The following is a 23,638-nucleotide window of genomic DNA, read 5'->3' as shown; positions in this document are numbered from 1 at the left end:
ATGAGCGATCGTGATCTGCACACGGAGCCGCACAGTTTCTGGACGAAGTACGTGTGGAGCCAGGATCACAAGGTGATCGCGATCCAGTACAGCCTCACCGCGATCGCGATCGGCCTGGTCGCGCTGGTGCTGTCGAACCTGATGCGCTTGCAGTTGGGCTTTCCCGGCGCATTCGACTTCATCGACCCGGGCAGGTATTACCAGTACGTGACGATGCACGGGATGATCATGGTCGTGTATCTGCTCACCGCGCTATTCCTCGGCGGCTTCGGCAACTACCTGATCCCGCTGATGGTCGGCGCGCGCGATATGGTGTTCCCCTTCCTCAACATGCTGTCGTACTGGATGTACCTGCTCGCGGTGCTGGTGCTGGTCGCGAGCTTCTTCGTGCCCGGCGGGCCGACCGGCGCGGGCTGGACGCTGTACCCGCCGCAGGCGATCCTGCCCGGTACGCCGGGCACCGAGTGGGGCATCGTGCTGATGCTGGTGTCGCTGGTGATCTTCATCGTTGCGGCGACGATGGGCGGCCTCAACTACGTCACCACCGTGCTGCAGGCGCGCACGCGCGGCATGACCCTGCTGCGCATGCCGCTCTCGGTGTGGGGCATCTTCGTCGCGTCCATCCTCGCGCTGTTCGCGTTTCCGGCGCTGTTCGTGAGCGGCGTGATGATGCTGTGCGACAAGCTGCTCGGCACCAGCTTCTTCATGCCGGCGATCGTGTCGATGGGTCAGCCGCTCGCGCATGGCGGCGGCAGCCCGGTGCTGTTCCAGCACCTGTTCTGGTTCTTCGGTCACCCCGAGGTGTACATCGTCGCGCTGCCCGCCTTCGGCATCATCTCGGACCTCATAAGCACCCATGCGCGCAAGAACATCTTCGGCTACCGCATGATGGTGTGGGCCATCGTCGCGATCGGCGGGCTGTCCTTCGTCGTGTGGGCGCACCACATGTACGTCTCGGGTATGAACCCGTACTTCGGCTACTTCTTCGCGACGACAACGCTGATCATCGCGGTGCCGACCGCGATCAAGGTGTACAACTGGACGCTGACGCTGTGGCGCGGCGACATCCACCTGCGCGTGCCGATGCTGTTCGCGATCGGCTTCATCAGCACCTTCGTGATCGGCGGGCTCACCGGGCTCTTCCTCGGCAACGTCAGCGTCGATATTCCGCTGTCCGACACCTACTTCGTCGTCGCGCATTTCCACATGGTGATGGGCGTGTCGCCCATCCTCGCGATCTTCGGCGGCCTCTACCACTGGTACCCGAAGATCACCGGGCGCCTGCTCGACGAGCGACTGGGCAAGCTCCACTTCTGGGTGACCTTCCTCGGCACCTACGCGATCTACATGCCCATGCACTACCTCGGATTCCTCGGTATGCCGCGGCGCTACTACGCGTACGAGGGCTACGAGTTCATCCCGGCCTCGGCGCAGGATCTCAACGCCTTCATCACCGTCGCGGCGCTCGTGGTTGGTGTCACGCAGTTGGTGTTCCTGTTCAACCTCGCGTGGAGCGTGCGACACGGCCGGCCCGCCGGCGCCAACCCGTGGGGCGCGACGACGCTCGAATGGCAGACGCCGCACACCCCGCCGCGCCACGGCAACTGGGGCGCAACCATGCCCGAGGTGCACCGCTGGGCCTACGACTACAGCGTGCCGGGCGCGGCGCGCGACTTCATCCCGCAGAACGTGCCGCAAGAGGCCGGCGCGGGGGGCGAAGGACCTGTGTGGGGGGGCCAAGTATGAGTTTGCTTGCCGCGCTCGCCGTCAAGCCCTGGCTCCCGCAGCCGCCGGATCCCGGGCGCGCCGCGCCGCGTGCGCCGGCCGCGGCCGTGGGACTGCGCGTGCTGCTGGGCGTGATCGCGATGTTGTTCGCGCTGTTCGCGATCGCGCTGCTGGTGCGTGCGCGCTTGCCCGACTGGCAGGCCCTGCCCTGGCCGGCGACGCTGTGGCTGAACACCGGGCTGCTCGCGGCGAGCAGCGTCGCGCTGCAGTTCGCGAGCGGCTCCGCGCGGCACGGGCGAGAGCGCGGCCTGCGCGGCGCGCTGGCCGCCGCCGCGGCGCTCGCGCTGGGCTTCCTCGCTGGCCAGGGCTGGGTGTGGGCGCAGTTCGTCGCGGCCGGCCACTTCGTCGCGAGCCACCCCGCGGCGAGCTTCTTCTACCTGCTCACTGGGCTGCACGGCCTGCACCTCGCGGGCGGCCTGGTCGCGCTCGGCTGGGCTGCGGCCGGCCTCGCGCGGGAGGGGCCGGGCGAGCGCTCGGCGCGTCGCGTGGCGCTGTGCGCGACGTACTGGCACTTCCTCTTCGCGGTGTGGCTGGTGCTGTTCGCACTGCTCGCGAGTTCGCCGGGCACGCTCGTGGCGCTCGGCAGCGCCGTGGGCATGCACAGCCACTGACTCACGGAGGTTTTGCGCGATGGTTACGACTGCCGCACCCGTCCCGAACTCGGCGCCCGCCGGCGGCTGGCGCGGCCTCGTCGCCGACTGGTCCGGCGACCGGCAGGCCTTCGCGGTGCCGTGGGGCAAGGCGATGATGTGGATCTTCCTGATCTCGGACACCTTCGTCTTCGGCAGCTTCCTCACCGGCTACATGACGGTGCGCATCGCCACCACCGAGCCGTGGCCGAATGCGTCGGAGGTGTTTGCGCTGACGATAGGCGGCCAGACCCTGCCGCTGATCCTGATCGCGATCATGACCTTCGTGCTGATCACGAGCAGCGGCACGATGGCGATGGCGGTCAACTGCGCCTATCGCCGCGACCGCGTGCGCTGCGCGGCGCTGCTCGCTGCGACCGCGCTGCTCGGCGCGAGCTTCGTCGCGATGCAGGCCTTCGAGTGGAGCAAGCTCATCGCCGAGGGCGTGCGGCCGTGGGGCAACCCGATGGGGGCGGCGCAGTTCGGCGCGAGCTTCTTCATGATTACCGGTTTCCACGGCCTGCACGTGAGCGTCGGCGTGATCTACCTGCTGAGCATCGCCGCGCGCGTGCTCGCGGGGTGCTACGAGGCGCGCGGCGAAGATGGCGGCAAGTACGGCAATGTCGAGATCGCGGGCCTGTACTGGCACTTCGTCGACCTCGTGTGGGTGTTCATCTTCGCGCTGTTCTACCTTTGGTGAGGAGGCGCCATGAGCCACGCATCCGGCCAGCAGCACCCCATCGGCCTGTACCTGAAGGTGTGGGGCCTGCTCTTCATGCTCAGCACGATGTCCTACCTCGTCGACTTCTTCCACGCCCAGGGGCTGCTGCGCTGGGGCCTCATCGTCACTTTCATGCTGATGAAAGCCGGCCTGATCGTCGCCGTCTTCATGCACCTGCGCTGGGAGCGGCGGGCGCTGGTCTATGCGATCCTGCTGCCGCCGCTGTGCGTGCTGGTGCTCGTCGCCTTGATGGTGCTCGAAGGCGACTACGTCTTCGTCACGCGCAGCGCGTTCTTCGGCGCGCTCTAGCTCGACCGCGCCGGGGCGAAGGCAGACAGGTCCCCCGGCTTGCGCAGCATCTTGTCGACTTCCGCGAGGTGCAGCTCCTCGGTCTGGACCATCTGGCGCGCATATTCCTCGAGCGCCACCGAGCGGTCCGCGACCAGCGCGAGCAGCTCGTGATAGAGCTTCAGCGCGCCGCGCTCGGATTCGTGCGATTCGCGCAGCATCGCGCCGATGTCGTGCTGGTGCGAGTCGAGCAGCGGACCGATCGCGAGCGAGGGGTGCGCCCCCAGCGTGGTGATCCATTCGCCGGCCATGCGCGCGTGCTGCAGCGATTCGTCGGCCTGCGCGTTCAGCCACGAGACGATGGGAATGCGCCCGAAGCCGAAGACGAGAAAGGAGTAATGCGTGTAGCGCACGACTCCGGCGAGTTCCGCCTCGAGGATCCGGTTCAGTGCCGCAACCACCGCTTCCTTGTCGAGTTCCGCCATGATGTGCTCTCCTGTGCGCGGCGCCGTGCGCTGTCGGCTCGGCGTCGCTACCCCACTCTAGACCACCGCGACCGCGGCCGCAGGGCGGGGAGGGGAAAGGCGGCTCAGCCCGGCGGCTGGGGCTTCACGAGGGTCACGGGGACGGGCGAACGTTCCAGCACCGCGTGGGCGACGGAGCCGAGCAGCGCTTGCAGCAGCGCGCCGCGGCCGTGCGTGCCCATGACGATCTTGTCGAAGCGGTGCTCGGTTGCGTAGCGGACGATGGTGTCGGCGACATGGCCGAGCGCGATGTGGTGGGTGTAGGGCACGCCGGCCGCGTCGAGCGCCGCCCGCGCCGTGGCCAGCGCGGCGAGGCCTTCCTCGCGGTGCCAGGTTTCGAGGTCGTCGTGGCTGACGAAGCTGCGGGCGTGGCCGTCGACGGGAATCTGTACGTTGAGCAGGTGGATGTCGAGCCCACCGCTCACCGCGCGCAGCTTCATGACGTGATCCAGCACGCGGTTGGCGTTTTCCGAGCCGTCGAGGGGGACGAGCACCTTGAGCATCACGATCTCCTTGTCAGCGCGGTCAGTGGCGGCGGGCGCCGCTGTCGCCGGTCTCTTCGACCGCGAGTTCGACGAGCGGCGTCTCTTCACCGCCCTGGCGTCGGGCGAGCCACGTGCCCACGCCGACGACGAGCAGGGCGCCCGCGACCGAGGTCAGGTAGTGCAGCCAGCCCGGCAGGTGCTCGACGTAGGGCTGCACGACCACGTCACCGACCAGCATGCCGCCGGCGATCCAGCCGAGCAACGCGGCGCCCAGCGTGATCACGACCGGGAAGCGGTCCATGAGCTTCAGCACGAACTTGCTGCCCCACACGATGATCGGGATGCTGACGACGATACCGAAGACCACCAGCGCGAGATCGCCCTTGGCCGCGCCGGCGACCGCGATCACGTTGTCGAGGCTCATCACCGCGTCGGCGACGACGATGGTCTTGATCGCGCCGAGCAGATGCGTCGATCCCTCGACGTTGCCGTGGCCGTCCTCGTCTTCCGGCTGCATCAGCTTCACGCCGATCCACAGCAGCAGCAGCGCGCCGACGACCTTCAGGAAAGGCAGCGCGAGGAGTTGCAGCGCGAAGAAGATCAGCACGATGCGCAGCGCGATCGCGCCGACGACGCCCCACGCGATGCCCTTGTTGCGCTGGTGTTCGGGCAGCTTGCGACAAGCGAGCGCGATCACGACCGCGTTGTCGCCGCCCAGCAGGATGTCGATGGCGATGATCTGCAGCACCGAGATCCAGAAGGTGCCGGTCATCATTGTTTCGAGCACTGCTCGTTCTCCTTTTCAAGCACGGATGGTGGGGCCGAAGGCCGTCATTGTCGCCAAGAAAACGATCGCGCGACAGGGGCGGCAGCCGGGATCCGACGACGCGGACGATACGGCGGCGCCCTTGCGGCCCGCTTTCAGCGCCTGCCGCAGCGAGTTGCCCCTGCTAACATGGCCCCATGAGCCGCTACCAGGATCTCGCCGAGCAGACGGAAAAGCTCATCGCCGACGGCGTGTTGCGCGCCGGCGACCGGCTGCCGTCGGTACGCCAGGCCTGCCATACGCACAAGGTCAGCCCGATCACCGTCACGCAGGCCTACTACCTGCTGGAAGGGCGCGGCCTGATCGAGGCAAGGCCGAAGTCGGGCTACTTCGTGCGCGCCCGCCTCGGCCGCAACCTGCCCGAGCCGGACATGACGCGCCCGGTCGGCGGCTCGACGCAGCTCGAGGTGAGCGACTTCATCTTCCAGATCCTCGACAGCGTGCGCGACCCCGCGGTCGTCCCGCTGGGGTCGAGCTTCCCCAGCCCCTACCTGTATCCGCTCGACAAGCTAGGGCGCTTCCTCGCGAATGCGGCACGCCGGCTCGACCCGCTCGCGACGGTGACCGACCTGCCGCCGGGCAATGAGGAGCTGCGCCGGCAGCTCGCGCTGCGCTACCTCGCGCACGGCGCCCCCGTGTCGCCGCAGGAGATCGTGATCACTTCGGGCGCGATGGAGGCGCTCAACCTGTGCCTGCAGGCCGTCACGCGCCCCGGCGACCTGATCGCGATCGAGTCGCCGACCTTCTACGCCGGCCTGCAGGCGAGCGAGCGGCTGGGGCTCAAGGTCATCGAGATCCCGACCCACCCGCGCGAAGGCGTGAGCCTGCCGGCGCTGGAGGACGCGCTGCGCCACCACCCGGTGAAGGCCTGCCTGTTCATGCTGAACTTCGCCAACCCGACCGGCAGCCTCGTGCCGGACGAGCGCCGCAAGGCGCTGGTCGAACTCTTGCGCCGCTTCGAGGTGCCGTTGATCGAGGACGACGTCTATGCCGAGCTGTACTTCGGCCGGCAGGCGCCGCTGTGCACCAAGGCGGTGGATGCGGACGGCCTCGTGATGCACGTCTCCTCGTTCTCGAAGTGCCTCGCGCCCGGCTACCGCGTCGGCTGGGTCGCGGCCGGGCGCTACGCGGACCGCATCCAGCGCCTGAAGCTCGCAACCAGCCTCGCGACGACGGTGCCGGTGCAGATCGCGCTGGCGGACTACCTGAAACAGGGCGGCTACGAGAACCACCTGCGCCAGCTGCGGCGCAAGCTCGCGGAACAGGAGGTCGCGCTGATCGCCGCGATCGAGCGGCATTTCCCGCCCGGAGTGCGGCTCGCGCGGCCGCAGGGCGGCTATTTCGTGTGGCTGGAACTGCCGCGCCAGGTGGATACGCTGCTGCTGCACCAGCAAGCGCTCGCGCACGGCATCAGCATCGCGCCGGGGCCGATCTTTTCCGCGAAGCGCGAATTCGGCCACTGGCTGAGGCTCAACTTCGGCCACCCCGACTCGGAGCGTCAGCAGGCGGCGATGGCGACGCTCGGTCAGCTCCTCGCGCGTCAGTTATAACGTTGCCCAGCGCGCGAATTCGCGCCCGAAGAAGGCGATCAGCACCAGCGCGAGCGGTGCGAAGGCGACGAAGACCTTCAGCACGCGGCGGATGAAGGGGTGGGCGAGCTCGGCCTCGATGAAGCGCTGCGCGACCAGCATGCCCTTGGCCCACACGATGGCCGCAACCACCACGGGCAGCCACGCTGCGCCGTGGAACCACTTTCCCAGGCCGAGGCTCAGCAGCGTCAACGCGACGAGAATCAGCCAGGCGGCGGTCAGCGCGGCGAGCGCGGTGGCGGGTTTCCGTTCGGTCGGGCGCATGGGTCAGGCCAGCACGTAGAAGAAGGGGAAGAGGACCAGCCAGATGATGTCGGTGGCGTGCCAGTAGCTCGCCAGCGCTTCCAGCCCGCTGTGCTCCTCGGCCGAATAGGCGCCGGCGACGTGGCGCGCGAGCACCCACAGGATGCCGAGGATGCCCCAGGTCGCGTGCACCAGGTGGTTGATCGTCAGGTAGTAGTAGACGGTGAAGAAGATGCCCGCTTCGCCGTCGATGCCGTGCGCGAGGTTCCAGCGGATCTCGAGGAACTTCGCGAGCGGATAGCCCAGCGCGACGACCAGCCCGGCGACCAGCCACCCCAGCGAGCGCCCGCGCTGGCCCGCGCGCATCGTCACGACCGACGCGGCGATGAAGAAGCTGCTCGTCACCATCAGCAGCGTGATGATGGTGCCCGAGACCCGCGACAGGCGCTCCGAACCATGCTCGAAGGCTTCGGGGAAATGCGCGCGGGCGACGAAATAGACGATGAAGAGCACGGCGAATTCGACGAATTCGCAGGTGATGCCGACCCAGATGCCGCTGTTGCCGGGAACCCGCCCCGCCTGCGCGGCCTCTCGCCGCGGCGGGGGGGCGGGAATTGCGATTGTCGTCATGCCGATGCGCCCATTGTTCGATTCGATCATTGTCGTCCGATCCGCCCGGTGATCACAGATACAGCCTATCGGGTTTCCGATCGGCACAGTTCAGGCGTTCATCAAGCCGGCAAGCAGATGCCGTTCGGGCTGAGCCCTTCGACTTCGCTCAGTACAGGCCTGTCGAAGCCTCGCGGAGCTTCCGCCCTGCGACAAGCTCAGGGCGAACGGAGCTACTCAAGATCTGTTCCTGTCGGAAATGTGTTTTTCTGAAACTGTTCCTGTCTGCCGCGCGATGATGTACTCGCCACCGGCGTCGACCGGGGAAATTGTCTCCCCCGGTCCGCATCCGGAGGAAGGCAGGAATGGGCAAGTCCGTCAGCAAGGTGCGCGAGGCGAAGCTGGAGCTGTACCGCAAGCAGGGCAAGATCCACGCGCGGGCCGTCGCGGGGCGCTTCAACACGCTGCGCTGGGAGATCGTGTGGCTCACGCAGATCGTCTTCTACGGTGGCGGCTGGCTGACGTGGGAGAGTAACGGCGCGCTGCGGCAGGCCGTGCTCTTCGACATCGTGCACGAGAAGCTCTACCTCTTCGGCCTCGTGCTGTGGCCGCAGGACGCGCTGCTGCTGGCGCTGGCCCTGATCCTCGCGGCGACCGCGCTGTTCCTCGTCACCGCGCTCGCCGGGCGCCTCTTCTGCGGCTTTGCCTGTCCGCAGACGGTGTATACGACGATCTTCGCGTGGGTCGAGGCGAAGGTCGAGGGCGACCACCTCGAACGCCTGAAGCTCGACCAGAGCCCGATGAGTGCGCGCAAGCTCACGCTCAAGGGCGTCAAGCACGGCCTGTGGTTGCTGATCGCGGCGTGGACGGCGATCACTTTCGTCGGCTACTTCACGCCGATCCGCGAGCTGCTGCCGGCGCTCGCAGTCGGCGGCACCGGCCCGTGGGAGAGCTTCTGGCTGATCTTCTACGGCCTGTTCGCCTACGTGCAGGCGGGCTTCGCGCGCGAGGCCGTGTGCCAGCACATGTGCCCGTACTCGCGCTTCCAGGGCGTGATGTTCGACCGCAATACCGCGACCGTCAGCTACGACCTGCGGCGCGGCGAGCCGCGACAGGCGCGCGGCCAGGCCGGGCGCAGCGGCGGCGACTGCATCGATTGCGGCATCTGCGTCGAAGTCTGTCCCACCGGCGTCGACATCCGCGAGGGCCTGCAGCTCGGCTGCATCAACTGCGGCCTGTGCATCGATGCGTGCGACACGGTGATGACGCGCGTCGGTACGCCCACCGGCCTGATCCGCTTCGCCTCGGAGCGTGAGCTTGCCGCTCAGGTGCCGCCCGCGCCGGCCGGGCGGCCGCGCCTCGCCGTGTATGGCGGCCTGCTGCTGGCGGTCGTCGCGCTCGGGGTGTGGTCGCTGGGCCACCGCGCGCTGCTGCAGGTCGACGTGCTGCGCGACCGCGGCGCCTTGCTGCGCGAGACGCCCGCCGGACGGATCGAGAACGCCTACACGCTGAAGCTGAAGAACCTCGACGACGCGCCGCGCGAGTTCATCGTCGAGGCGAGCGGCGTGCCGGGCATCGAGGTCGTCGGCGAACGGGTCTTCGCGGTCGCGGCGGGCAGCGTGCGACCCGTGTCGCTGACCCTCTCCGCGCCCGGCGACACGGCGCTGTCGGGGGTGCGGCCGATCACCTTCCGCATCGCGGCGACGCACGACGCGACGCGCAAGGTGCTGGAGCCGAGCCGCTTCATCCTGCCGTGAGCGCGCGCCCGAGGACGCGCGGGTGTGTTCACGGCTGTCGACCCGTCTCCAGCCAATCGGCCGCCCGCTGCCACAGGCTGTCGCGGTAGCGGGCATGGAAGAACCCGAAGTGCCCCATCGGCGGCAGTCCTTCGCGTTCCAGGTCGAGCTGCACGAAGCGGCGCTGCGCGTGCGGGAAGTGGTCGAGCAGGCGCCGGCACGCGGCGGGCGTCGCGTATTCGTCGTGCGTGTCGGCGAGCGACAGGATCTCGCCGCGGAAGGCCGCCATGCGGCGTTCGAGCGCGTGACCGTCTACCGCCTTGCTCGCATGCGGCAGCAGGCGGTAGAAGCGGTGAAAGCGCGGGTGGAAGCGGAAGGCCCATTCGAGCGCGACCCCCTTCGGCAGGTCTTCGAGCCAGCCGAGGCGCTTGCCGGGGAAGTAGCCCAGGAGCCCGGCGACCGCCGGCATGAAGGCATGCCAGCGCAGCAGGTAGGGCAGGCGCACGTGGGGCGCATAGTCGCGCCAGTAGGCGTACTGGCAGCCGACGAAGAGCGCGCGCTCGACGTGGGCCGCGCTCTCCGCGAGGCCCAGCGCGAAGCCGCCGATGCTGTGGCACGCGGCGTAGAGGGGGAGGCCGTCGGCACGTGCGCGCAGCAGGCGCAGCGCCCCTTCGCAGTCGAGTGCGCCCCAGTCGAGCTTGGTCGCGCGAAAGCCGCGCAGCCGAGCGGGCCGGGATTCGCCGATGCCGCGGTAATCATAGGCGAGCACGCGAAAGCCGCGCTCGGCCATCGCGTCGCCGAAGCGCGTGTAGTAGCGTGCGGCGACCCCGGTCGCAGCGTTGATGAGGAGCGCCCCGCGCGGCGCGTCCGGGCCGGGCCAGTAGGTGCCGCGCAGCGGATAGCCGTCCGCGGCCGGGAACTCGACGCTGCGCTGCTGCGACCGGAGGACGGCGTCCATGGCCGGATCAGCCGCCGACCTTCACCACGACGCGCCCGCGCAACTGCCCGGCGAGCAGCTTGGCGGCGACGGCTGGTGCGTCGGCGAGCGCGATCTCGCTCGTGATCGTTTCGAGCTTCGCGACGTCGAGGTCGCGCGCGAGACGTTCCCAGGCCTCGACGCGCACCGCCTGCGGCGCCATCACGCTGTCGATGCCGTAGAGCGTGACGCCACGCAGGATGAAGGGCGCGACGGTCGCGGGGAAGTCCATGCCACCCGCGAGCCCGCAGGCCGCTACCGCGCCGCGGTAGCGCGTGGTCGCGCAGGCGTTCGCGAGCGTGTGGCTGCCGACGGTGTCGATGACCCCCGCCCAGCGCTCCTTGCCGAGCGGCTTGCCGGGTTCCGACAGTTCCTTGCGGTCGATCACGCTCGCGGCGCCGAGACCGGTCAGGTAGTCGGATTCGGCGACGCGGCCGGTCGAGGCGACCACGGTGTAGCCGAGGCGCGCGAGCAGCGCGATCGCGACGCTGCCGACGCCGCCATTCGCGCCGGTCACGAGGATCTCGCCGTCGCCCGGCGTGATGCCGTGCTTTTCGAGTGCGAGCACGCACAGCATCGCGGTGTAGCCGGCGGTGCCGATCGCCATCGCCTGGCGGGTCGTGAAGGCCGCCGGCAGGCGCACGAGCCAGTCGCCCTTCACGCGCGCCACCTCGGCGAGGCCGCCGCAATGCACTTCGCCGACGCCCCAGCCGTTGAGCACGACCTGGTCGCCCGCCTTCCATGCGGGATGCGAACTGCTCTCGACCGTGCCGGCGAAGTCGATGCCGGGAACCATCGGAAAGCGGCGCACGACCGGCGAGCGCCCGGTGATCGCAAGCCCGTCCTTGTAGTTCAGCGTCGACCATGCGACACGCACCGTCACGTCTCCCTCGGGCAGCACGGCCTCGTCGATGGCCTGCAGCCCGGCGCGGTACCCCGCATCGTCCTTGGTGATCAGAATGCCCTGGAACATCGTGTTCGCTCCTTGTCGGAATAAATAGACTAAACGACTACAAATAGACGCAAAAAATCACCGCAGTGCGGCCCTGAAAAGACGGAAGAACGCGCGCATCGGCTCGGTCGAACGCATCAGCCGAGCGCGCAGGATCGCGCCTTCCCAGCCGATCCAGAATGCGTGCGACAGGCCCGCGCAATCGGTGCCTGCGGGCAGTTCGCCGGCGGTGACGGCGTCCTGCAGGCAGTCGGCGACGCGCGCTTCCCAGGCCAGGAAAATTTCCTCCAGCCGCCGCCGGATCTCCGCGTCCAGACAGCTGACTTCCTGACCGAGATTGCCCACGAGGCAGCCGCGCGTGAAGTCGAAGCGCTCCACGCCCCGGCAGGCGTCGTCAACGAAAGACTGCAGGCGCGCAAGCGCAGCGAGGCTCGTGTCGCCGAGGTGGCGGTCGAGCTTGCGCAGCAGGTAGGCGGCATAGGAATCCAGCGTCGCGAGGACGAAGGCGTCCTTGCTCGGGAAGTAGTGATAGAAAGACCCTTTCGGCACGCCGACCGACTTCAGCACCTCGTCGAGCGCCGTCGCGCTGACGCCGCGCTCGGTCAGCAGTTCCGTGCCGCGCCGGATCAGCAGTTCGCGTGTGTCCGCATAGTTGTGCCCGTGGCGCGTCGGGCGGCCGCGAGGGCGACGGGGGAGGGAGGCGGCAGGATCCATGTCCGAATATTAGACCGCATGCCTAGAAATCTCAACCGACATTTCGGTTGTGGTTTTCAGTTGTCCCTTTCAGTTATCCGATCGCACCGACGATCGCGCGTTCGCGCGGGGACGCCATCGGCAACTCGTCCGCTTGCAGCTCGGTCGCCGGCCCCGCCGGGCGCTATCATTGAAGAATCGGGTTGCGGAAGACGGGACTCTACCGATACGAGCGACATGGCATCGATCTTCGACATCCTTGCCGAGCAGCGCATCGCCGACGCGATCCGGCGCGGCGAGCTCGATCATCTGCCGGGGGCGGGCAGGCCGCTCGTGTTCGACGACGAGCCCTTCCAGTCGCCCGAGCAGAGGATGGTCAACCGCATCCTGAAGAACGCCGGCTTCGTGCCGCAGGAGGTGCTGCTGCGGCGGGAGATCGCGGCGTTGCGCAAGGCGCTCGCCGAAGCCGGGGAAGGCGAGGAAGGCGAGGGGGGCGACGAGGCCGAAAAGGCGCACATCCGGCGCCGCCTCGGCATGCTCGTGGTGACCCTCGGGACGCTGTTGCGCCGCTGACGCAGCCCGGTCCTCAGCCGAGCAGCCGCCGCCGCGTCAGCCCCAGCGCGACCCAGAAACCACCGACGCCGTAGGCTGCGAGCACGGCCAGATGCAGCAGGATGTCGTCGGGCAGTTTCCCCAGCAGCAGCGGGCGCGCGAGTTCGACCGCGTGCGCGAGCGGCAGCAGCGAAGCGGCGGCCTGCACCGCGGCCGGTAGCTGTTCGGCGGGGAAGAACACGCCGGACAACAGCGTCATCGGCGTGATGAAGAGGGTGAAGTAGTACATGAAAAAGTCATAGCTCGGCGCGACCGAGGTCATCACCAGACCGAGCGCGCCGAAGCTCAGCCCGATCAGGAAGATCAGCGGCAGCAGCCACAGCACGTAGCGGCTGTCGACGAGGCCGAACACGACGATCACGCCGAGGATCGCGACGCCCGACAGCAGTGCCTTCGACGCCGCCCACACCAGCTCCGCGAACACGATGTCGTCGAGCTCCACCGGTGCGTTCATGATCGCGTCCCAGGTCCGCTGCACGTGCATCCGCGAGAAGGACGAGTACAGCACCTCGAAGGATGCGCTGTTCATCGTCGACGAGCACACCATGCCGGCGGCGAGAAAGCTGATGTAGGACACGCCGCCGATCTCGGGCACCAGCATGCCGATGCCGAAGCCGAGGCCGAAGAGGTAGATCATCGGGTCGGCGAGGTTGCCCAGCACCGAGGGCAGCGCGAGCTTGCGCCACACGAGGAAGTTGCGCTGCCACACCGGCACGAAGCGGCGCGACAGGCGCGGGGCGCGGAAGGTCGAGCGGAGGGGGATGGTCGCCATCGGAGCGGTCTCTTCAGTCGCGCAGGTCGCGGCCGGTGAGCTTGAGGAACACATCCTCGAGGTTCGCCGGCCGGCGCAGGTAGCGCAGCCCCTGCTGCTCCGCGAGGTGGGCCATCAGCGGCGCCGCGTCGTCGAGGTAGCAGAAGGCGGTCTCGCCGCTCACTTCGTAGCGGCGCGCGAACGCACCCGCGTGCGCCTCCGCCCAGGCCTGTGCGCCGCTCGTACCGTTGCGCGCGGCACCGTTCCAGTCGCCATACACCTCGACGACCTGCGCCTCGATCTGCGCCGCGATCACTTCGCGCGGGCTGCCCTCGGTGAGCATGCGCCCGGCGTCGAGGATCGCGAGCCGGTCGGCGAGGCGCTCGGCCTCGTCCATGAAGTGCGTCGTCAGCAGCACGGTCGTGCCGTTGCGGGTCAGCTGCTTGAGGCGCTCCCAGATCAGGTGGCGTGCCTGCGGATCGAGGCCGGTCGTCGGCTCGTCGAGGATCAGCAGGTCGGGGCGGTTCACGAGCGCGCGCGCGAGCGTCAGGCGCCGCTTCATGCCGCCCGACAGCGACTGGATGCGCGCGTCGCGCTTGCTTTCCAGACCGGCGAAGGCCAGCAGTTCGGGGATGCGTGCCGTGATCGTCGCGTCGTCGAGGCCGAAGTAGCGGCCATACACGAGGAGGTTCTCGGCGCAGGTGAAGTCGGGGTCCAGGTTGTCCTGCTGCGGCACCACGCCCACCCGCATGCGCGCCTCGCGCGCACGCTCGGGCACCGGCAGGCCGGCGAGTAAGATCTCGCCGCCCGAGGGGCGGGTGAGGCCCAGCGCGCAGCGCAGCGTCGTGGTCTTGCCTGCGCCGTTGGGGCCCAGCAGCGTGAAGCATTCGCCTGCGCGCAGGCGGAGGTCGATGCCGGCGACGACCTCGTTGTCGCCGTAGCGCTTGCGCAGCCCGCGGATCTCCAGCGGGCTGGCGAGGGCGAGGTCACGGATTGCAGCGGGCACTCCCGTCACGGCATCAGCCGACCGGCGGCTTCGTCGTGGTGAAGCTCGGACGCGCGAACATGCGCCGTGCAAGGGCGGCCAGCGAGGGGTGCTCGCGGCGCCATTCATGCTGCGGGAAGCGCAGGTCGAGGTAGCCGAGCGCGACGGCGACGGCGATGTCGCCCAGGCTTATCGCGTTGCCGTACATCCAGTCGCGTCCGCTCGCGCGCGTTTCGAGCGCGTCGAGCGCGCGGTCGACCTTGTCGATCTGGCGGTCGATCTCGGGTTCGCTGCGCAGGCCCTCGGGGCGGCGCGATTCGAGCAGCGCGAGCACCGCGGCGTCGGTCACGCCGTCGGCGAGCGCCTCGATCTGGCGCACGCGGAGCGCTTCGAGCGGGTCGGCCGGCAGGAGTTTCGGGGCGCCGGCGATGATCTCGAGATAGCCCGCGATCACCGGCGAATCGAAGAACACCTCGCCGTCGTCGGTCTCGAGTGCGGGCACCTTGCCCAGCGGATTCACGTCGGGGATGCGCGTGTTCGCCTCCCACGGCGAATCGACGATCAGCTCGTAAGGCAGGGACTTTTCCGCGAGGATGATGCGGATCTTGCGTGCGTAGGGGCTGGTCAGCGAGGCGAAGAGCTTCATGGCGTTCTCCGGTGAAGTGGCGCGCCGCTCACAGCGGCGCCCAGTTGCGCAGGATGATGTCGTGGATGAGGGTGAGGCGGGCGTGGAAGAAGTGGTCCGCGCCCGGTACGACGACCACGGGCAGGTTCTGCGGCCGCGCCCAGTCGAGCACGTTCGCGAGGGGAACGGTGTCGTCTTCCTCGCCGTGGATCACCAGCGTGTCCTTCGGTACGGGGCCGGTGGTGTAGCTGCGTGCGCCGCTCACGTCGCCCGCCGCGGTGCCGACCAGCACGATGCGGTGCGCGGGCGTCATGCCGTCGGCGAGCCGCGCGGCGACGCGCGTCTGCACGTGGGCGCCGAAGGAGAAGCCGCCCAGCGCGAGCGGCAGGGTGCCCCAGCGCGACTGCATCCACGCGATCACCGAGAGCATGTCCTCGGTTTCGGCGCTGCCGTGGTCGTGCTCGCCTTCGCTCTTGCCGACGCCGCGGAAGTTCGGGCGCACGACCGCGTAGCCCAGCTCGCGCAGCGTGCGCGCCAGCGTATGCACGATCTTGTTGGTGTTGGTGCCGCCGAACAGCGGGTGCGGGTGGCACACCAGCGCGATGCCGCGCACCCGTTCGGGGGTGTCGATCAGCGCCTCGATCGCGCCGTCGCGTCCGCGCAGCAGGACGCTCTCGGGAGGCTGCGGCCGGGTCATGCGTTATCCGGCAGGCGCAGGCGTTCGACGACGCGGCCATGGACGAGATGCTCATTGATGATCTCGTCGATGTCGTCCTGGTCGATGTAGGTGTACCAGACGTTGTCCGGGTACACGACCAGCACGGGCCCCTCGTCGCAGCGGTCGAGACAGCCGGCCTTGTTGATGCGGATCTTGCCGCGGCCCTTGAGCCCCAGCGCGGCGATGCGGTCCTTGGCGTAGGTCTGCATGACCGTCGCCTTGTGGTCGTTGCAGCAGGTGTTGCCGGGTTCGCGCTGATTGCAGCAGAAGAAAACGTGGTGCTTGAAATAACTCATCGGGGACTCCGGGAGGTGGCGGCGCCGGCGCCGGGCCGCTCCGCAATGCGAGCGATTATAGCCGTCGGGCCGCTCAGCGCCGCGTGAGATGCTCCCCGCGCCACAGGCCCACCGCGGACAGGTAGGCGAGCGCGAGGAAGGGCCACAGGTTGGCGCTGAGTTCGGTGAGGCCGTGGAAGTTGAGGAAGTTGCCCTGGCCGAGCATGTGGTGGCCGACCTCAAAGTAGGGGTTCTCGGGCAGCAGGTTGGTGAGGCTGGTGGCCGCGAGCAGCGCGACGCCGGCGAGCGCGTGTTGCAACACGCTCGCCAGCAGCAGCGCCGCGGCGAGCACGAGCAGGCCCAGCAGCAGCCCCTGGCGCGTACCCGGCGTGAGCCACAGCAGCGCCTCCCCGGGGATGTAGAAGGATGCGGTCGCGACCGATTTCGCGCCCATGCCCAGCAGCAGGAGCAGTGCGACCGGCCATGGCGAGGCGCTGCGCATCATGCAGCGTGCGAACAGCCCCACGCCGACGATCGTGATCGCGACCTGCACGGTCTCGAGCAGGATGTAGCGTTCGGGCTCGAAGTGCAGCGGCGTCGGCAGGCCCAGCAGCTGGCGCAGGTCGCCGCTGCCGAACAGTACGCGGTCGGGCGTGAACTGCGCGAGCAGCCACAGGCCCAGCAGGATCAGCCCAAGGTCGCCCATGTGTCCGGGGATGATGCGCGCCGAGCGCCAGCGGTGCAGCCAGCCGCTCTGGTCGAACAGCGGGTGGCCCCAGCGTGCGCCGGCCAGCGCCCCGAGCAGGGCGCCCGTGGTGTTGCAGGCGAGATCGACGTTCGACGGGACGCGCGTCGGCAGGAAATTCTGCGTCACTTCCATCGAGAAGGACAGGAGCGCCGCGATGAGCGTGGCTCCCGCGACGCCCGCGACGCGCCCGATTCGCTGCGGCAGGGCGGGCGCGAGGACGAAGCCGAAGGGCAGGAAGCCGAGCACGTTGAGGACGATGTCGGCACTGCGGTAGTACTTGGGCCAGGGCGCGGCGAGGAAGTCGAGCAGCGGCAGCCCGGTCGGCCGCCAGCCGGTGAGCGGGTGCAGGCACGCGTAGACGATCAGCAGTCCGTACGCGAAGGCGAGGTGGCGCGGCAGGGATGACACGGCACGCGCAAGAGGCATCGGGCGGGTCGGGGCGTGATTCGGAACCCCGATTCTAGCGCGGATGTCGGGTGGATGAGCCCGGTGGGGGAGCCGCCCTGTGGGAGCGGCTGAAGCCGCTCCCACAGGATTGTGTGCGCAGACCGCTCAGTGCGCCCCGAGCGACTGCTGCGGACGGCTGCGGGTGAGCGGGTTGAGGCGGCGCAGCACGCTGGAGGGTGCATATTCCGCGTGCAGGGCGTCCCAGTCGACGGCGTCGAGCGTGTTCTTCACCAGCAGGCCGAGGTCGGTCGCGCCTTCCATCAGCAGGCGGCGGCCGAAGAACAGCGTGTCGGGATCTTCCTCGCGCAGCGCGAGCGCGATGTAGTCGCGCACGTTGGCGGTCAGCGTGAGGTCGGGCTCGCCGCCGCTCGACAGCGGCACGAAGCCGCGCGGGCCGAGCGTGAAGTCGAGTGTCAGGCCGGCGTCGCGCACGCGCATGCGCAGGTGGCGGCCGCTCAGCGGCTCGAGGTCCTCGCGCGACAGCACGCGGCCGAGCGCGAGGTTGAGCGCCGTGGTCAGCGCGAGGGTCGGCGGGCGCTGCGGCAGGTGAGCCGCGATGCGCGCGAGCGGCGCGGGGAGCGTGAAGGCCGGGATGCGGAAGCTGCTCATCGGATGTGACTCCAGGAAAACGGATTCAGGCGGAGACGTACTGTTCGACGCCGGGGCGGCCGTGCCAGAAGCCGTTGCACGGGGCCTCGACCATCAGCGCCTTGCTCTGGGCGAAGGCGTCCTGCGGCGACAGCGTGCCGGTGATCGCGTCGCGGAAGAGTTCGAGCACGCGCACGGTGTCGTCGCCCTGCGGGCTCACGCGCAGCACCTGGGCCGTGTCGCGCAGCGTCGGCAGGTCGCCGAGCAGGTTGTGCACGCGCGCGGACTGCGTCTGCACGCCGTTGAGGGTCAGGAAGGGCTCGCCTTCGCGGGTGCGCAGCACGAGGCCGTCCTTCATGCCCAGGCATTTGAACTCGCAGGTGTCCTTCTGCAGGTTGTAGTGGCGGGCGGTGAAGCAGCGCGCCGAATGGGCGAGCGGTAGCCGCCCCCAGGCGAGCACTTCGGTCTCGATCGCGGGGGCGCCGGAGGCGAGGAGTTCGGCCAGCACGGCGCCGGACATCTCGGGCGGCGCCATCCAGCGCGTCGCGCCCGCTTCGGCCATCATCGACAGCGTCTGCGGGTTGAAGATGTTGAGCGTCGGGCCGGCGATCCAGTCGCGGCGGCCGGCCTTGGTCAGCAGGTTCACCGCCGACATGTCGTTGGCCTCGACGCGGAATTCGTCCTGCGCGATGACGCGGCGCAGGGCCTTGAGGTCGGATTCGGACTCGATCAGTGACTGCGAGGACAGCACGGCTTCCTTGCCGGCAGCCTTGAGCATCGCGGCGACGTCGAGCCAGTCTTCGGCGCGCAGTTCGTGGCGGCGCGAGCACACCGTCTCGCCGAGATAGACGATGTCGGCGGGACTTTCCGCGACCTGTGCGTAGAACTCCAGCGTCTGCTGGCGCGACCAGTAGTAGAGCAGGGGACCCAGAGCGATTTTCATGGTGGTGTTCACTTCCACGGCCGGTAGTACGCGCCGAGCGTATGGCTGCGGCCTTCGGAAACCTTGTCGAGTTCGGCGATCCACGCCGGCTGCACGGCGAAGCTGTCGGCGTCGCGCATCACGCGGTCGATCGCCTCGCGCCACACGCGCGTGACCTGCGCGACGTAGGCGGGGCTGCGCTGGCGGCCTTCGATCTTGATCGCGCGCACGCCGGCACGGGCCAGATCGGGCAGCAATTCCAGCGTGTTGAGGCTGGTCGGTTCCTCGATCGCGTAGTAGGTCTCGCCGTTCACGTCGAAGCGGCCCTTGCACAGCGTCGGGTAGCCGGCACGCTCGCCGTCGTCGAAGCGGTCGATGAGGATGCCGTTCAGCCGCGTTTCCATGCCCTGGGGCGTCTGTTCCCAGCGCACGTGCTTGCCGGGCGAACAGGCTCCGTTGCAGTTGGGCGATTCGCCGGTCGCGTAGGCCGACAGCGCGCAGCGGCCTTCGACCATCACGCACAGGCCGCCGAAGCCGAACACCTCGATCTCGACCTTGGTGTTGGCGATGACGTGCTGCACCTGCGGCAGCGACAGCACGCGCGGCAGCACGGCGCGCTGGATGCCGAAGCGCTCGGCGTAGAAGTTGATCGCCTCGTAGGTGGTCGCCGAGCCTTGCACGGACAGGTGCAGGCGCAGCTGCGGGTGCTTCTTCTGTGCGTAGGCCATCAGGCCCGGGTCGGCGACGATGATCGCGTCGATGCCGAGGTCGGCGGCGCGGTCCACGGCCGCCGTCCAGCCGGACCAGTTGCCGGCCTGCGGGTAGGTGTTGAGAGCGACCAGCACCTTGCGCTTGCGGTCGTGGGCGTAGCGCACGCCTTCGGTCATCGCCTTGGCGTCGAAATTCAGGCCGGTGAAGTTGCGGGCGTTGGTCGCGTCCTTGAAGCCGAGGTAGACGCAGTCGGCTCCATGGTCGATGGCCGTCTTCAGCGCCGGCAGGCTACCTGCCGGGCAGACGAGTTCGATTTTCGTATTGGAGGTCATGGCGGGGGTTGGGGAAAAAAGCTCCGCAACCATAGTTCGGCAGCGTCGGGCCCGCGTTGACGCGAATCAAGGGGTGTGCCGGTCGGCGGCACAAATCGCGGCGGGCACGGCCGGTGCGCGTGCCCGCCGCGTATTGGCGATCACTTCGCTGCGTTGGGGAAGAAGAGTTGTTCGCCGTCGATCTTGTAGTCGGCGATGGCCTTCTGTCCGGCCGGCGAGACGATCCAGTCGATGAACTGCTGACCCATTTCGCGCTTCACGTGCGGGTGCCTGGCCGGATTCACGAGGATCACGCCGTACTGGTTGAACAGGCGCTTATCGCCCTCGACGGCGATCACGAGGTCCTGGCGGTTCTTGAACGACAGCCAGGTGCCGCGATCGGCGAGGATGTAGGCGCCGAGCGAGGCCGCCATGTTGAGCGCGGGGCCCATGCCGGAGCCGGAGTCGCGGTACCACGGGCCCTTCGCCTGTTCGAGGTCGATGCCGGTGAGCTTCCACAGGCGCAGTTCGGCCGCGTGCGTGCCGCTCTTGTCGCCGCGCGACACGAAGGGCGCCTTTGTGGCCTCGACCTTCTTCAGCGCCTCGACGATGTCGTGCCCGCCGGCGACCTTGGCCGGGTCGGCCTTCGGCCCGACGAGGATGAAGTCGTTGTACATCACTTCCTTGCGCTCGACGCCGAAACCGTCGCTGACGAATTTCTCCTCCGCGGCGCGATCGTGCACGAACACGACGTCGGCGTCGCCGCGGCGCGCGGTGTCGAGCGCCTGGCCGGTGCCGAGCGCGACGACGCGCACCTTGAAGCCCGCCTGCTGCTCGAAACGCGGCAGCAGGTGGCCGAAGAGGCCCGACTGTTCGGTGGAGGTGGTCGACGCGACGGTGATGAACCTGTCTTCGGCGTGCACGCCGGCGATGCCCAGCAGGCAGGCGCAGGCGAGCAGCAGGGGGCGGAACAGACTGGCCATTACGGGTCTCCGTGGTGGTGTTGTTGGTGCTTGTTTGTATCAAAACCCGCAGGGGGGCGCCCGGACTGTGTCGGGCGGGCTAGAGTGGCTTATGCACGGGATTGCATAGGTTGCGTTGCGCCTCCCCGCGGCGTGACAGCCGCCATGACGCGGGAGTCGCGTCGGATCAAGCTGCGCTCGCGGAGCGCCGCGGCAGAAACCCGTGTTGCTTTTTGTGCAGGTGCGGCGGCGCGCAAGGGCGCGCGCGGGGCCGCAGGCAAGGGCGGGGCGAAATTCGGTTAAGCTCGATGCATGGGCGTGACACTCGATTACCGTTTCGTCGCCGGCAGCGAGGATGCGCCGCCGGGCGGCCCCTTGCAGCTGGGCAATCCGCTGACGGCGATGCTCGACGCGATCCGCGTGCAGGGCTCGATCGCGAAGGCGGCGGAGTTGCTCGGAGTGTCCTACCGCCATCTGTGGGGCGAGTTGCGGCGGCACGAGGCGGCGTTCGGCCAAGCGCTGATCGCCGGCGGGCAGGGGCGCGCGGCGCGGCTGTCGGAGTTCGGGGAAAGGCTGTTGTGGGCCGAGAAGCGCGCGCTGGCGCGCCTGCTGCCGCAGGCGGAAACCCTCGCCGGCCTGCTGGACCGGGAGCTGCTGCTGGCGGTGGATCCGGGGCTCGACGTGCTGCCGACCGCTGCGAGCCACGACCTGCTGTTCGGCGGGCTGCGCGACGCGATGTTGCGCGAGGCGCGCGTGCTGCTGGACGTGGAATACGTCGGCAGTACGCAGGCGCTGCAGCGGCTCAACGCGGGCGGTTGCGTGCTCGCCGGCATCCATCTGCCGCTCGACGACGAAAGGCTGTGCCGACGCGGGTCCGGGATCCACGCCGCGATCGGGCGTGAGTTGCGTCTGGGCGTGCATAAGCTGATCCGTTTCGCGCGGCGCGAGCAGGGCCTGATCGTGGCGTCCGGCAACCCGCGCGGGCTGACGGCGCTCGAGGACCTCGCACGGGCGGACATCGTTTTCGTGAACCGGCTGAAGGGCTCCGGCACGCGCCTCGTATTCGACGAACTGCTGGCGCGCGCGCGCATGTCGCCGGCGGCGATCGCGGGGTATGGGACCGAAGAGCACACGCATCTGTCGGTCGCGGCGCATGTGGCGGCTGGCAGTGCCGACTGCGGCTTCGGGCTGCGTGCGGCGGCACGGCGCTTCGGCCTCGACTTCGTGCCGCTGGCGCACGAACAGTATTTTCTCGTGTGTCTCAAGGACGGGCTGGAGCGGCCGGGCATGCGCGCGGTGCTCGACGCCCTGCGCAGCGACGCCTTCTGCCGTCTGGCGGAGGCGCAGCCGGGCTACGACGCGGCCGGTGCGGGCGAGATCGTGTCGCTGCGGCGCACGCTGCCCTGGTACAAGTAGGGGGCTAGTAAAGCTCCGGGAAGCGTTCGAGCCACAGCCAGTCGACGGCGAGCACGAGCGCGACGAGAAGCGTCCAGGTGGCGAAGATGAAGCAGCCTGCCGCCGGCACGGCGAGGCCGAACCGTTCCAGCGCGCCGCCGGAGGACATCGCGAGGACCGTCAGGAAGCTCCATTTCGCGATGAAACCGGGGAGGTAGCGGCGCATCGCGCGGTTGTGGCGGTAGTTCTGCTGGCGCTCCATGCGGCCGCCGCGGGTGACGTCGCGGAAGTACTGGAAGGGCCACAGGTAGCGGTAAAGCAGGTATGGGAAGGATGGCGCCGCGCTGCGCCCGTCGATCTCCGTGCCCATGTGCCCCTCCCTCGGTCGCATTGCCGCCGGCGAGTGCCTACTTTGATCTCATCCGCTGAAAACGTCACCGTCCGGTGGATGAAATTTACGCTTTTTGGGCAATTCCGCACGACGGGCGCAAGGCGGAACCCGCAACGCATGGCTGCGTCCGGGTTCCGCGAAGGCCCGCTCAGAGCGCCGGGCAGGCGTCGCCGACCGAAGCTTGGCGTGATTCGGTGGCGACCAGCGTGACGCCGTTGCGGCGAGCGGTGATGTCGGCGAGGATCGCCAGCGCGATCTCGGGCGGGGTGCGGCTGCCCAGCGGCAGGCCGACCGGCCCGTGCAGGCGGTCGACGTCGGCATCGGTGAGGTCGAAGAGCTTGAGCCGCTCGCGCCGCCGTTCGCTGTTGGCGCGCGAGCCGATCGCGCCGACGTAGAAGGCGTTGGTCTTGAGCGCGTCGATCAGCGCGAGGTCGTCGAGCTTGGGGTCGTGGGTGCCGCCGATGATCACGGTGCGGCGGTCGGGGCGCAGCGCCGTCACCGCGTCGTCGGGCATCTCGGTCGTGATCGCCGCGCCGGGCACGGCCCAGCTTTCGCGGTATTCCTCGCGCGGCTCGCAGATCGTGACCTGGTAGTCGAGCGCCAGCGCGAATTCGGCGAGATAGCGCGACAGCTGGCCGGCGCCGATGATCAGCATGCGCCAGCGCGGGCCGAAGGCGGACACCAGCGTGCGGCCGTCGAACACGACGGCGCTGTCGGGGACGTCGCCGAGGAGGTCGACGGCGCCGCTCGTGAGGTCGAGGCGGCGCGCGACCATCTCGCCGTGTTCGATTGCGGCGAGCGTGTCGGCGAGGCGGTTGCCGGCGGCGACCGGCTCCAGCACCAGTTCCAGCTTGCCGCCGCAGGGCAGGCCGAAGCGGCGCGTCTGGTCGGCGGTGATGCCGTAGGTGACGTGCTCGGGCCGCGCGGGGCGTTCGGTGCGCAGGCGGTCGAGGAGGTCGTCCTCGATGCAGCCGCCGGACACGGAACCGACCAGCCGCCCGTCGCCGGCGATCGCGAGCAGCGCGCCTTCGGGGCGCGGGGACGAGCCCCAGGTGCGCACCACGGTCGCGAGCGTGACCGGGACGCCGGCTTCGCTCCACGCGACGGCCTGGCGCAGCACTTCGAGGTTGACACTGTCCAT

At 69.0% G+C, this 23,638-nt stretch carries 28 protein-coding genes; 8 read left to right on the top strand and 20 right to left on the bottom strand.

Annotated elements, in window-relative coordinates; genetic code table 11:
• The 4 genes from ctaD to F464_RS0124910 are packed head-to-tail and all read left to right on the top strand — an operon-like array spanning window position 1 to window position 3,444.
• The gene (gene ctaD / locus F464_RS0124925) at window positions 1-1,746 is read left to right on the top strand and encodes a cytochrome c oxidase subunit I (RefSeq protein WP_018992584.1); all 1,746 of its coding nucleotides are present in this window, start codon (window positions 1-3) and stop codon (window positions 1,744-1,746) included.
• A complete protein-coding gene (locus F464_RS0124920) occupies window positions 1,743-2,396 on the top strand; it encodes a cytochrome c oxidase subunit 3 (protein ID WP_018992583.1) in 654 nt (217 codons plus the stop codon). The genes ctaD and F464_RS0124920 overlap by 4 nt, the downstream gene beginning before the upstream one ends.
• A gap of 19 nt (window positions 2,397-2,415) precedes the next feature.
• Entirely contained in the window at window positions 2,416-3,114 is a 699-nt protein-coding gene (locus F464_RS0124915) for a heme-copper oxidase subunit III family protein (protein ID WP_018992582.1), read from the top strand.
• A 9-nt stretch (window positions 3,115-3,123) separates the two neighbouring features.
• Complete coding sequence (locus F464_RS0124910; RefSeq protein ID WP_018992581.1) at window positions 3,124-3,444, top strand: cytochrome C oxidase subunit IV family protein; 321 nt, start codon at window positions 3,124-3,126, stop codon at window positions 3,442-3,444.
• Here F464_RS0124910 and F464_RS0124905 read toward each other — a convergent pair.
• The 3 genes from F464_RS0124905 to F464_RS0124895 form a co-directional block, all read right to left on the bottom strand.
• Window positions 3,441-3,908 (bottom strand): ferritin-like domain-containing protein, encoded by a 468-nt coding sequence (locus F464_RS0124905; protein ID WP_018992580.1) that lies wholly within the window; start codon window positions 3,906-3,908, stop codon window positions 3,441-3,443. The genes F464_RS0124910 and F464_RS0124905 overlap by 4 nt on opposite strands.
• 104 nt (window positions 3,909-4,012) lie before the next feature.
• Window positions 4,013-4,450 (bottom strand): universal stress protein, encoded by a 438-nt coding sequence (locus F464_RS0124900; RefSeq protein ID WP_018992579.1) that lies wholly within the window; start codon window positions 4,448-4,450, stop codon window positions 4,013-4,015.
• A gap of 22 nt (window positions 4,451-4,472) precedes the next feature.
• Window positions 4,473-5,219, bottom strand: coding sequence for a TerC family protein (locus F464_RS0124895; RefSeq protein ID WP_018992578.1), 747 nt, complete (start codon window positions 5,217-5,219; stop codon window positions 4,473-4,475).
• 176 nt (window positions 5,220-5,395) lie between these two features.
• Here F464_RS0124895 and F464_RS0124890 point away from each other — a divergent pair, with 176 nt between their 5' ends.
• On the top strand, window positions 5,396-6,808 hold the full coding sequence (locus tag F464_RS0124890) for an aminotransferase-like domain-containing protein (protein ID WP_018992577.1): 1,413 nt from the start codon (window positions 5,396-5,398) through the stop codon (window positions 6,806-6,808).
• Here F464_RS0124890 and F464_RS0124885 read toward each other — a convergent pair.
• Window positions 6,803-7,111, bottom strand: coding sequence for a hypothetical protein (locus F464_RS0124885; protein ID WP_018992576.1), 309 nt, complete (start codon window positions 7,109-7,111; stop codon window positions 6,803-6,805). The genes F464_RS0124890 and F464_RS0124885 overlap by 6 nt on opposite strands.
• Before the next feature lie 3 nt (window positions 7,112-7,114).
• Entirely contained in the window at window positions 7,115-7,720 is a 606-nt protein-coding gene (locus F464_RS0124880; protein WP_026296302.1) for a cytochrome c oxidase subunit 3 family protein, read from the bottom strand.
• 344 nt (window positions 7,721-8,064) lie between these two features.
• Here F464_RS0124880 and ccoG point away from each other — a divergent pair, with 344 nt between their 5' ends.
• Entirely contained in the window at window positions 8,065-9,456 is a 1,392-nt protein-coding gene (gene ccoG / locus F464_RS0124875) for a cytochrome c oxidase accessory protein CcoG (protein ID WP_018992574.1), read from the top strand.
• Between the two features lie 28 nt (window positions 9,457-9,484).
• Here ccoG and F464_RS0124870 read toward each other — a convergent pair whose 3' ends face one another.
• From F464_RS0124870 to acuR, 3 genes are read right to left on the bottom strand one after another with little or no spacing between them, the layout of a single operon-like run.
• Entirely contained in the window at window positions 9,485-10,393 is a 909-nt protein-coding gene (locus tag F464_RS0124870) for an alpha/beta hydrolase family protein (protein WP_018992573.1), read from the bottom strand.
• Window positions 10,394-10,400: 7 nt separating this feature from the next.
• A complete protein-coding gene (gene acuI, locus F464_RS0124865) occupies window positions 10,401-11,384 on the bottom strand; it encodes an acrylyl-CoA reductase (NADPH) (protein WP_018992572.1) in 984 nt (327 codons plus the stop codon).
• A gap of 57 nt (window positions 11,385-11,441) precedes the next feature.
• Window positions 11,442-12,077 carry an acrylate utilization transcriptional regulator AcuR gene (gene acuR, locus F464_RS0124860; RefSeq protein WP_018992571.1) on the bottom strand — a complete coding sequence of 212 codons (636 nt, stop codon included), beginning with the start codon at window positions 12,075-12,077 and terminating at the stop codon, window positions 11,442-11,444.
• A gap of 216 nt (window positions 12,078-12,293) precedes the next feature.
• Between acuR and F464_RS0124855 the strand changes: the two genes are divergently transcribed.
• Window positions 12,294-12,629, top strand: coding sequence for a DnaJ family domain-containing protein (locus F464_RS0124855; protein WP_018992570.1), 336 nt, complete (start codon window positions 12,294-12,296; stop codon window positions 12,627-12,629).
• A 13-nt stretch (window positions 12,630-12,642) separates the two neighbouring features.
• On the opposite strand, the gene F464_RS0124850 is transcribed toward F464_RS0124855, so the two are convergent.
• The 10 genes from F464_RS0124850 to F464_RS0124805 all read right to left on the bottom strand — a co-directional run bounded on the left by F464_RS0124850 (window position 12,643) and on the right by F464_RS0124805 (window position 20,732).
• On the bottom strand, window positions 12,643-13,440 hold the full coding sequence (locus F464_RS0124850; protein ID WP_018992569.1) for an ABC transporter permease: 798 nt from the start codon (window positions 13,438-13,440) through the stop codon (window positions 12,643-12,645).
• A 13-nt stretch (window positions 13,441-13,453) separates the two neighbouring features.
• Window positions 13,454-14,425, bottom strand: coding sequence for an ATP-binding cassette domain-containing protein (locus F464_RS0124845; protein WP_018992568.1), 972 nt, complete (start codon window positions 14,423-14,425; stop codon window positions 13,454-13,456).
• 13 nt (window positions 14,426-14,438) lie between these two features.
• Complete coding sequence (locus F464_RS0124840; RefSeq protein WP_018992567.1) at window positions 14,439-15,050, bottom strand: glutathione S-transferase; 612 nt, start codon at window positions 15,048-15,050, stop codon at window positions 14,439-14,441.
• A 28-nt stretch (window positions 15,051-15,078) separates the two neighbouring features.
• Window positions 15,079-15,726, bottom strand: coding sequence for an alpha/beta hydrolase (locus F464_RS0124835; protein WP_018992566.1), 648 nt, complete (start codon window positions 15,724-15,726; stop codon window positions 15,079-15,081).
• Complete coding sequence (locus F464_RS0124830; protein WP_018992565.1) at window positions 15,723-16,043, bottom strand: (2Fe-2S) ferredoxin domain-containing protein; 321 nt, start codon at window positions 16,041-16,043, stop codon at window positions 15,723-15,725. The genes F464_RS0124835 and F464_RS0124830 overlap by 4 nt, the downstream gene beginning before the upstream one ends.
• Before the next feature lie 73 nt (window positions 16,044-16,116).
• Complete coding sequence (locus tag F464_RS0124825; RefSeq protein WP_018992564.1) at window positions 16,117-17,196, bottom strand: VanZ family protein; 1,080 nt, start codon at window positions 17,194-17,196, stop codon at window positions 16,117-16,119.
• Between the two features lie 126 nt (window positions 17,197-17,322).
• Complete coding sequence (gene ubiT / locus F464_RS0124820; RefSeq protein ID WP_018992563.1) at window positions 17,323-17,826, bottom strand: ubiquinone anaerobic biosynthesis accessory factor UbiT; 504 nt, start codon at window positions 17,824-17,826, stop codon at window positions 17,323-17,325.
• Between the two features lie 25 nt (window positions 17,827-17,851).
• Window positions 17,852-18,748, bottom strand: a complete 897-nt coding sequence (locus F464_RS0124815; protein ID WP_018992562.1) for a U32 family peptidase — start codon at window positions 18,746-18,748, stop codon at window positions 17,852-17,854.
• Between the two features lie 8 nt (window positions 18,749-18,756).
• A complete protein-coding gene (gene ubiU / locus F464_RS0124810) occupies window positions 18,757-19,770 on the bottom strand; it encodes a ubiquinone anaerobic biosynthesis protein UbiU (RefSeq protein ID WP_018992561.1) in 1,014 nt (337 codons plus the stop codon).
• Window positions 19,771-19,910: 140 nt separating this feature from the next.
• Window positions 19,911-20,732, bottom strand: a complete 822-nt coding sequence (locus F464_RS0124805) for a substrate-binding domain-containing protein (protein WP_018992560.1) — start codon at window positions 20,730-20,732, stop codon at window positions 19,911-19,913.
• 291 nt (window positions 20,733-21,023) lie between these two features.
• Between F464_RS0124805 and F464_RS0124800 the strand changes: the two genes are divergently transcribed.
• Window positions 21,024-22,127, top strand: a complete 1,104-nt coding sequence (locus tag F464_RS0124800) for a substrate-binding domain-containing protein (RefSeq protein ID WP_018992559.1) — start codon at window positions 21,024-21,026, stop codon at window positions 22,125-22,127.
• 4 nt (window positions 22,128-22,131) lie between these two features.
• Here the strand turns inward: F464_RS0124800 and F464_RS0124795 are convergent, their stop codons facing one another.
• Window positions 22,132-22,476: a hypothetical protein gene (locus F464_RS0124795; protein WP_018992558.1), complete on the bottom strand. Its 345-nt coding sequence runs from the start codon at window positions 22,474-22,476 to the stop codon at window positions 22,132-22,134.
• A gap of 169 nt (window positions 22,477-22,645) precedes the next feature.
• The gene (locus F464_RS0124790; protein WP_026296299.1) at window positions 22,646-23,638 is read right to left on the bottom strand and encodes an XdhC family protein; all 993 of its coding nucleotides are present in this window, start codon (window positions 23,636-23,638) and stop codon (window positions 22,646-22,648) included.

The sequence above is a fragment of the Aromatoleum toluclasticum ATCC 700605 genome, assembly GCF_000378245.1.
Taxonomy (GTDB): Bacteria; Pseudomonadota; Gammaproteobacteria; order Burkholderiales; family Rhodocyclaceae; genus Aromatoleum; species Aromatoleum toluclasticum.
The sequence above is the reverse complement of the archived record's forward strand: the minus strand, read 5'-3'. Positions and strand labels throughout refer to the sequence as shown.